Source organism: Candidatus Curtissbacteria bacterium (assembly GCA_024654445.1).
Lineage (GTDB): Bacteria > Patescibacteriota > Microgenomatia > Curtissbacterales > GWA2-41-24 > JANLHP01.
Genome location: JANLHP010000002.1, coordinates 1 through 7263 on the forward strand (window position 1 = coordinate 1; position 7263 = coordinate 7263).

7 protein-coding genes are annotated in these 7263 nt (G+C 42.1%); all 7 read right to left on the reverse strand.

The window, feature by feature from the left end; translation table 11 throughout:
• On the reverse strand, nucleotides 1-594 hold a 594-nt coding region (locus NUV69_00145), incomplete at its 3' end, for a prepilin-type N-terminal cleavage/methylation domain-containing protein (GenBank protein ID MCR4324084.1).
• Nucleotides 595-643: 49 nt separating this feature from the next.
• Nucleotides 644-2062, reverse strand: coding sequence for a phosphomannomutase/phosphoglucomutase (locus NUV69_00150; GenBank protein ID MCR4324085.1), 1419 nt, complete (start codon nucleotides 2060-2062; stop codon nucleotides 644-646).
• Nucleotides 2063-2102: 40 nt separating this feature from the next.
• Nucleotides 2103-2480 (reverse strand): four helix bundle protein, encoded by a 378-nt coding sequence (locus tag NUV69_00155; protein MCR4324086.1) that lies wholly within the window; start codon nucleotides 2478-2480, stop codon nucleotides 2103-2105.
• A 6-nt stretch (nucleotides 2481-2486) separates the two neighbouring features.
• On the reverse strand, nucleotides 2487-3401 hold the full coding sequence (locus NUV69_00160; protein ID MCR4324087.1) for a hypothetical protein: 915 nt from the start codon (nucleotides 3399-3401) through the stop codon (nucleotides 2487-2489).
• A gap of 629 nt (nucleotides 3402-4030) precedes the next feature.
• The gene (locus tag NUV69_00165; GenBank protein ID MCR4324088.1) at nucleotides 4031-4786 is read right to left on the reverse strand and encodes a WecB/TagA/CpsF family glycosyltransferase; all 756 of its coding nucleotides are present in this window, start codon (nucleotides 4784-4786) and stop codon (nucleotides 4031-4033) included.
• Between the two features lie 394 nt (nucleotides 4787-5180).
• Complete coding sequence (locus NUV69_00170; GenBank protein ID MCR4324089.1) at nucleotides 5181-6203, reverse strand: rod shape-determining protein; 1023 nt, start codon at nucleotides 6201-6203, stop codon at nucleotides 5181-5183.
• A 441-nt stretch (nucleotides 6204-6644) separates the two neighbouring features.
• The coding region (locus NUV69_00175) for a hypothetical protein (GenBank protein ID MCR4324090.1) at nucleotides 6645-7263 on the reverse strand (619 nt) is incomplete at its 5' end.

Here is a 7263-nt window from a genome sequence, read left to right on the forward strand (position 1 = left end):
ACCAAACCCAACACGCTCATTAAGAAGAGCTGTCCTCTCCGGTGGAGGGGCAGCGGCAACTTGAGGATTATCCTTACCAAAGAGACTTGCAAGGGGAGAAGTTATGTCTCTTGCGGTATTCTTAAGCCCCGAAATTACTCCTTTGTCAAAAATGCCACCTCTAGATGCAAGAGAACTTGGAGTTCCAGCTTGACTTGGATCCTTAGGAATCTGCTGCATGTACGTAACCCCATTACAGGCAAAAGCATCCCCCCATTTGATTACCTTATTATTATCAGCTCCGGTGTTACAGATGATTTGTCCGGAAGTTGAACGCGGGTATCTGCCATTTGTCGAAAGATAAGTTTCGAGTGCCTGTTGAACAGCCTTGGCGTCACTTTTTCTCTTACCGTCTCTCCCCTTTTGCTGTGCATTCATCCACGAAGAACTACCGGCAGCAACCATCACACCGATTATCGACATTACAATTAGAAGCTCAATGAGGGTAAAACCTTTTTTCTCACCTAACGTCGATCGTCGATCGACTATCGTCTTAAGACTCAAGATTTTGCGATTAATCATTAACGATCTACGATGAACGTCTATAAGGGGCATTAACTCAATTGTTAAATAGGTGAAGAAGGTTGTCAATACTACCTAATAACTAATGAACCTTACCCCAAACCACTTCCACGCCTTCTTTGGCGTAGGGAGCAAGCGCTTCTTCTATCATTTTCTTAATTTCATTTAATCTTCCTTCGATTGTTGCTTCCGCCCGTAGCGTTAATTGCGGTTGAGTGTTTGATGCTCGAACTACTGCCCATCCGTCTTCCCATTCAAGTCTTACTCCGTCGATTTCCAAAACTTGAAAAGATTCTGGACCTAGTCCAGAATGACGGGAAGAAAGTTCTTTAAAGTATTTCTTCAAATCTTCAACAATTTCGAATTTCCGATTGTCCGGAGCAAAAATTCGTGTCTGTGGCGTAGAAATATAGGAAGGAAGCGAGGCTACAAGCTCTTGTAAGCCCCCAGAACTCTCGGAAACATATTCAAGTAATCTACAAGCCGCGTAGATGGCGTCGTCAAAACCATACCATCTGTCGGTAAAGAAAATATGACCCGAGGTTTCACCGGCAAGTTCCGCTTTTCTCGCCCGGAGTTCTTCTTCAACATAAGAGTGACCGACGCGAATTAACTCCATCCGTCCACCGTGATTAACAACGTCGTCCGTTCCGCTCTTACTACATTGCAGTTCAAACAAAATTAAAGCGCCGGGTTTATCCTTGAGTATCTTTCTTGCGCAAAGTGCGGTGATTTGGTCGCCACGAACGACATTTCCTTCTTGATCTACAACACCCAATCTGTCCGCGTCACCGTCAAAAAGAAGTCCTAGGTCATAGTCACCTTCTTTAATTTTTTCGACGATTTGAGGGTAAGCCCGTGGGTCTACGGGGTCCGGTGGATGGTTAGGTTGAGAAAAATCTATGTCACAAAAAAGCTCATCTGCAACAGCCCCAATCGCTTCAACTATCTTGGGAGCATATGGACCAGCTGTTGAGTTACCACAATCAACAATCACCTTAAGAGGCTTGGCTAATTTAACCTTGGACACAATATCTTTCGTGTAATCCTCGACAATTTCACGGTCGCTCGCACGACCTTCACCTTTCTCAAAGTCTTCAGACTGCATCAGCCTCATTAACTCTTGCAGGGATTCTCCGTACAACGCGCCTTCTCCACTCGCTGGCTTAAAACCATTATACTCAGGAGGATTGTGGCTAGCTGTAATAATTAATCCTCCGTCCTTGTCGTAATACTTGCGAGCCCAATACATCATTGGGGAAGTAATAAGCCCAACACGAATTACGTCAACTCCAGTTTCGAGTAAACCTTTTACACACTGGTCAAAATAGGACTGTGAAGTTTCTCTGGCGTCATAGCCAACGATCACTTCTTTTGTTCCTTTTCTTACAAGCCAGCTTCCGTAGGCCTTCCCAAAGACATAGGCAAACTCGTCGGAAAGATCTTCTCCCACAATGCCACGGATGTCGTAGTCGCGAAATATAGCTTCGTTTACCTTCATTTAAAATAAAAAACAATAAATATTAGATAAAATATATGCATTAATTTTTAGCATCTTTACGTCTTAAAGTTATTAAGCTTGACCCTAAGATTCTAGATATCTGATCCAACTCATCATCAAGTAACACTTGAGCATCTTCTTTGTCTGCCTTACCAGTATCCCTTAATAAAGAATTCCAAAATTTACTTTCGTTAGCTGATTTAAGTGAGTAACTGAAAAAATTGGCATAATCTCGTTTGGAACTTGCTGCGTATGCCTCAACATAATTTGCACAGACCGAAGTCCCGCATCGAATCAATTGTTTAACTATTACATCTACCACCCGATCCTTGGGAAGACCTTCAGTAAACTTAATTAAATCCAAAGTGAATTGATAAGGCCTCCTTTTAAAGACATCTTTTTCGGTGTTACCCCGCATATTTATCTAAAAAAATTTATCTTTAATCTTTAATCTTTTATCTTTTATCTGTTGCAAATCTTGTTTTAAAATCTCAGCAGCGTCCACCGGATCCACTATATTAACAGAAATACCCGTACCAAGTTCAAATCCAGCCCTGTGAATAAGCCTTGGGATTATTCTAATATACCAATCACTGCCGAAATGAACGTAGAAGTTATAAGCAGGACCCTCCTTAAAGCTCACCATCGGCATTCCGGGATGAATATGACTAGTTGCATCTAAGTGTCCGATTAGACGCTTTAAGCTACTTTGCAAGACTTCAGCTAAATCGTGGAGCACATCATCTGTAACTTGACCAAAAAATTCTTTGCGCTTTTTGGGTGCAATCCACATCTCGAAAGGCCACTGCGAAAACTCAGGGCAAAAGACAACGAAGTGATTGTTATCGACAACAACGTTATTAGTTGGTTCAAGCTCTAAAGAGTCAAGAGTAATCTGTTTTGGAACAACCACTAATTGAGAATGAGGATGGTGTATAGAGGCGCCACCAGCCTCTCCAACGTTATTAAATATGATTACATGTCCATTTACCCGGTTGGCATTAAACCTGTCCCTAAAAGCCTTCAGAACAAGCTCAACTTGCTCGAGTGGCAGATCAGGTATATCGACCTTGTCATCGGGAGAATGGATTATGACCTCATGGAAGTCACAGATAGGGTACTTGTTGGCAATAACTCGCACTTTCCATCCAGGCTCATAAGCTTTGCCCTCTCCAAGCCTGTACAGCTCTTCCCCCGGAATCTTTTCGAAGCCAGGACAAAAAACGCATATCTTATTTACATTAGCGATGGGGACCTTTTCTTCTTTAGGACGCTTAGATCTTCCTTCCGCAATTACGACCCAACGATTTGTTGTAACGTCTGGAACAAACTTTGCCAAATGCGTAAACCTCTTACATAAATTCTAAAGACCTAAATTCAAATTTACAATGTTTGGTAAGGCGAAAAGTTAATTTGAGGCTACTAAAAATGGCAGAAAAACCTATAGACAGAGATTCTATTCAAAATACGTCAAACTACAAGATATGAAAAGTAGAAGAAAAAAATCCTGGCGAATACAGCAACGGGTAAACTTTATATACATTAAAACTGGCTGCACAGTCTACTTTCTAAAAAGTGATTTTTCAAAAAAGACTACCCAGAACAAATGAACAAAAATATATCTACATCTTTAAAAGCAGCCTAAGTCAATCTCATTTTATGCAAAAACTTCGTCCGGGGATAGTAAAAAGTTTAGTTAAATTTTTACGTTGTCACAGAAGTTTAATACTCAGTAGCTAAAAATACACCACACAAGAAAGCGACTATCACAAAAAAGACACAAAGCAATTTTTGGAAAATTTTTTAGACTATAACAAAATCTATAGTCAACATTTCAAAAAAAACTGTTTAAATACAAAGAGACCTATAAAATAATTGAGAAAATTTATAAAAAAATTTTGACTTTTTTGGGAAAATCATCAGAGGTTAAAAGAACATTAAAAATTTGGACCGATTATTAAAAGAAGATTAAAAAAATTTACGAGTCAGCCTTTTGGTCAAAATTAACACTGCAAAATGCGGTAATACCCTCATTCTCCACATCCTATGGGGCTCCGTAGCAAGACGCCACAACCATTCAAATCCTGCCTGTTGCACGCCTAGCGGAGCACGTTTTTTCACACCTGCAAGGTAATCCAAAGCTCCTCCGACACCTATGAATACGCCTACATTTAGCGATTTTTTGTTCCTTCTTATCCAAAACTCCTGTTGACCCATACCGTACGCAACAAAGAGTATATCAACCCTCCCTATATTGGAAAATTGCCCTTTTAGCCTCGAATCGTACCCTATAGCAGGATCTCCAGGCTCTTCTAATACCACCTTTAGACCTGGATTCTTCTCCCTTTGGCGCTTGGCCACTGTCTTTGCTACACTACCAAAACCCCCCAAAAAGCCTATTGTGACAGCATTTTTGCTACATTTTTCACACAGTTTTTCTATCAAATCCACACCTGTGACCCTATCATGTTCCTTGCCCCCAAAAATTAGCCTCGACTTAGCCACCCAGTACCCGTCACTAACAGCAAGGTCGGAATCGTTCAAAATTTGCATAAATTCGCGATTTCTATGGGCTAACATGACAAATTCGGTGTTTACGGTTACAACGTAATGTCCCCTTTTCCCGCCTTTTGCCATTTTTATTATGGCATCGACCGTTTTTTCACTCGAAATATCATCGACCCGAACACCCAAAATATCTATCTTTCGTCTTTTTAAGTCCATCTATCGGCTCCTAGCCTCGAAATAGTACTCTCTAGGCTTAATTTTACACCTTTTGAGGCCAACTAGCCACCCCTTCTTAGCCTTCTCAACCTTCTTAATCTTATAAACCTCTCCCTTTTTAGCTTCAAATGTTACAGCTACAAGACTAAAACTATTAGTTTGATAGCATTTGATATAAGAATGCATTGCAAACGATTAACTTATGAGTTTTGAGAAAATGCCTGGCACAAAAATATCCAAACTAGTAGCTAAGCATGGAAAAACAAGAAGGCTCCGGATAGTCCAGTCAGGGTGAGACCCTGATTCAGGGTCTCACCCTGAGAAACTGTTAAAAATTTTAATGCAGATATATAAAGTTAGATGAAAAAGACCTCTTGAAGACCTAAGACGCCTTTCAGGCAGACAAAACTGCTCTACGCCATACTCCGATGTTTTCTAACGCGATCCCCGTACCATAAACCACACACTGCATAGGGTCCTCCGCTACGTGCGCGGGCACATTCGTCGCGTTCGCAATCATTCTATCCAGCATTCGAAGCTGGGAAGCTCCACCGGTCATCACGATTCCCCGATCTATTATGTCGCTCGCAAGTTCTGGTGGGGTTTGTTCGAGCACGCTCTTTATGCACGCGATAATCGACGCGAGTGCAGGCTGCATAGCCTCGGTCACTTCATTCGAATCGATAGTTACAGCTTTAGGTAGACCCAAAACAGCGTCTCTGCCCCTCGCCTCCATTAATTTCCTCGGTCCACTCGTAACTGCTGAGCCAATTTTAAGCTTTATTTCCTCGGCCATTCTTTCCCCTATCACTAAATTATGCGTTCTTCGCAAATAGGTTATTATGGCTTCATCTATCTTGTTTCCCCCAACCCTAGCAGACGACGCGACAACAATGCCACCAAGGCTAACAACGGCTACTCCCGTCACGCCTCCACCAATATCTATAACCATTGACCCAAAAGCTGCATCGATTGGCAGCTTCGCGCCAAGAGCAGCAGCCAGTGGCTGTTCAATAAGATAAGCAGTCTTGGCTCCGGCAGATAGCGTCGCCTCCAAAACTGCCCTTCTTTCTACTTGTGTAATACCGGAAGGCACACAGATCATAACTTCCGGTCTAGCAAGACGTGACGACCCCAAAACTCTATCTAAAAAATGCTTTATCATCGCTTCACAAACCAAGAAATCGGCGACGACTCCATCCTTAAGCGGTTTCTGCGCGACAAGGTTAGTCCCCGTTCTCCCTAGCATTTCGTGTGCTTGACTGCCAACAGCCACGACTTTACCCGTCACTGAATCTACAGCTACAACACTTGGTTCCGAAAGAACTACTCCTTCTCCAGACGACCACACAAGACAATTGGAAGTGCCTAAATCTATACCTAATCTTTTAGAAGTAAATAAGGATGGTAGTCGCATGTTTAACGTAAACTCGAATATCGAATATCGAAATCCGAAACAATTTATAAATTCAAAATTCGAATGTTTGAAACATTAAGATTTATAAAATTAGGATTTGTTTCGAGTTTCGTGCTTCGAATTTCGGATTTTCTCGCACTCGCGAGCAGAGGCATTTTAAACAGAAGCAACTAACCGGAGCAAGGGGTAAATAAAAATTTGCATACCTAAACTACACTCAAGTAGATCAGAAGACAAAAAATCAAACCAGGGCTAACATTTATCCTAGAGAAGGTCTCATCCTTCTTTAAGGTGAGACCTTAAACACTCAGGAAGTACTTTTTAGATTTAAGGTAGGACACCTTTCGAGGACTCCCTCCAGAGGCGGGCAAGCAAGGATGTCACCTTAAATCCCAGATATCTAATGTAAGCAAATGGAAATTGGAAGTTGCGTGACTTTCCCTACGGCGCGACTTCTCGCCAATCAAGATCTGGAGAACCTAAAACTGTGTTTAGGCCAAGAAGATATTTAGGATCGTAGACTAGCTTAACTGCCGCAGTCTGGGAATTGTTGCACTGCGTGCCGCTTGGGCAGAGAGTTCCGCCTAGTATTCTTCCAAGATTAACTGTTCTGGCGTAAACGCCTCCGTTTATTACAAGTTGTCTACCGGCTTTACCCGCAAGTGGATCATAGTCACTAAACGTACCGTTAGTTACGTATAACCCGTCTACCCTATCCACTCCAGTTTCCACAGTAATGTTCCCTCTGACTATAAACGTGACTGAATCAGCAACTCCTATAGTCAAATTCTTCTTAATCGTCAAGTCACCGTCTATAAACCATACTGAGCTTCCCGCCATGGCGCTTGTAGAATCAAAAGTCGCATTCGAATTGCAATACCAAAAACCGTTACGGGTGCCGCCAGTTATCGCACAGAGGTTTTGTCCACTACTTTGAGCCTTCTTCAGGAATCTATCTGCAAAGAAATTGTATACTCCGCCAACCGGGACTAGCCTCTTGTCGTATCCGCTTATCTTCCATTTCTGCGTTCGTACCTTGGAATCAATATCTTGTCCGGCA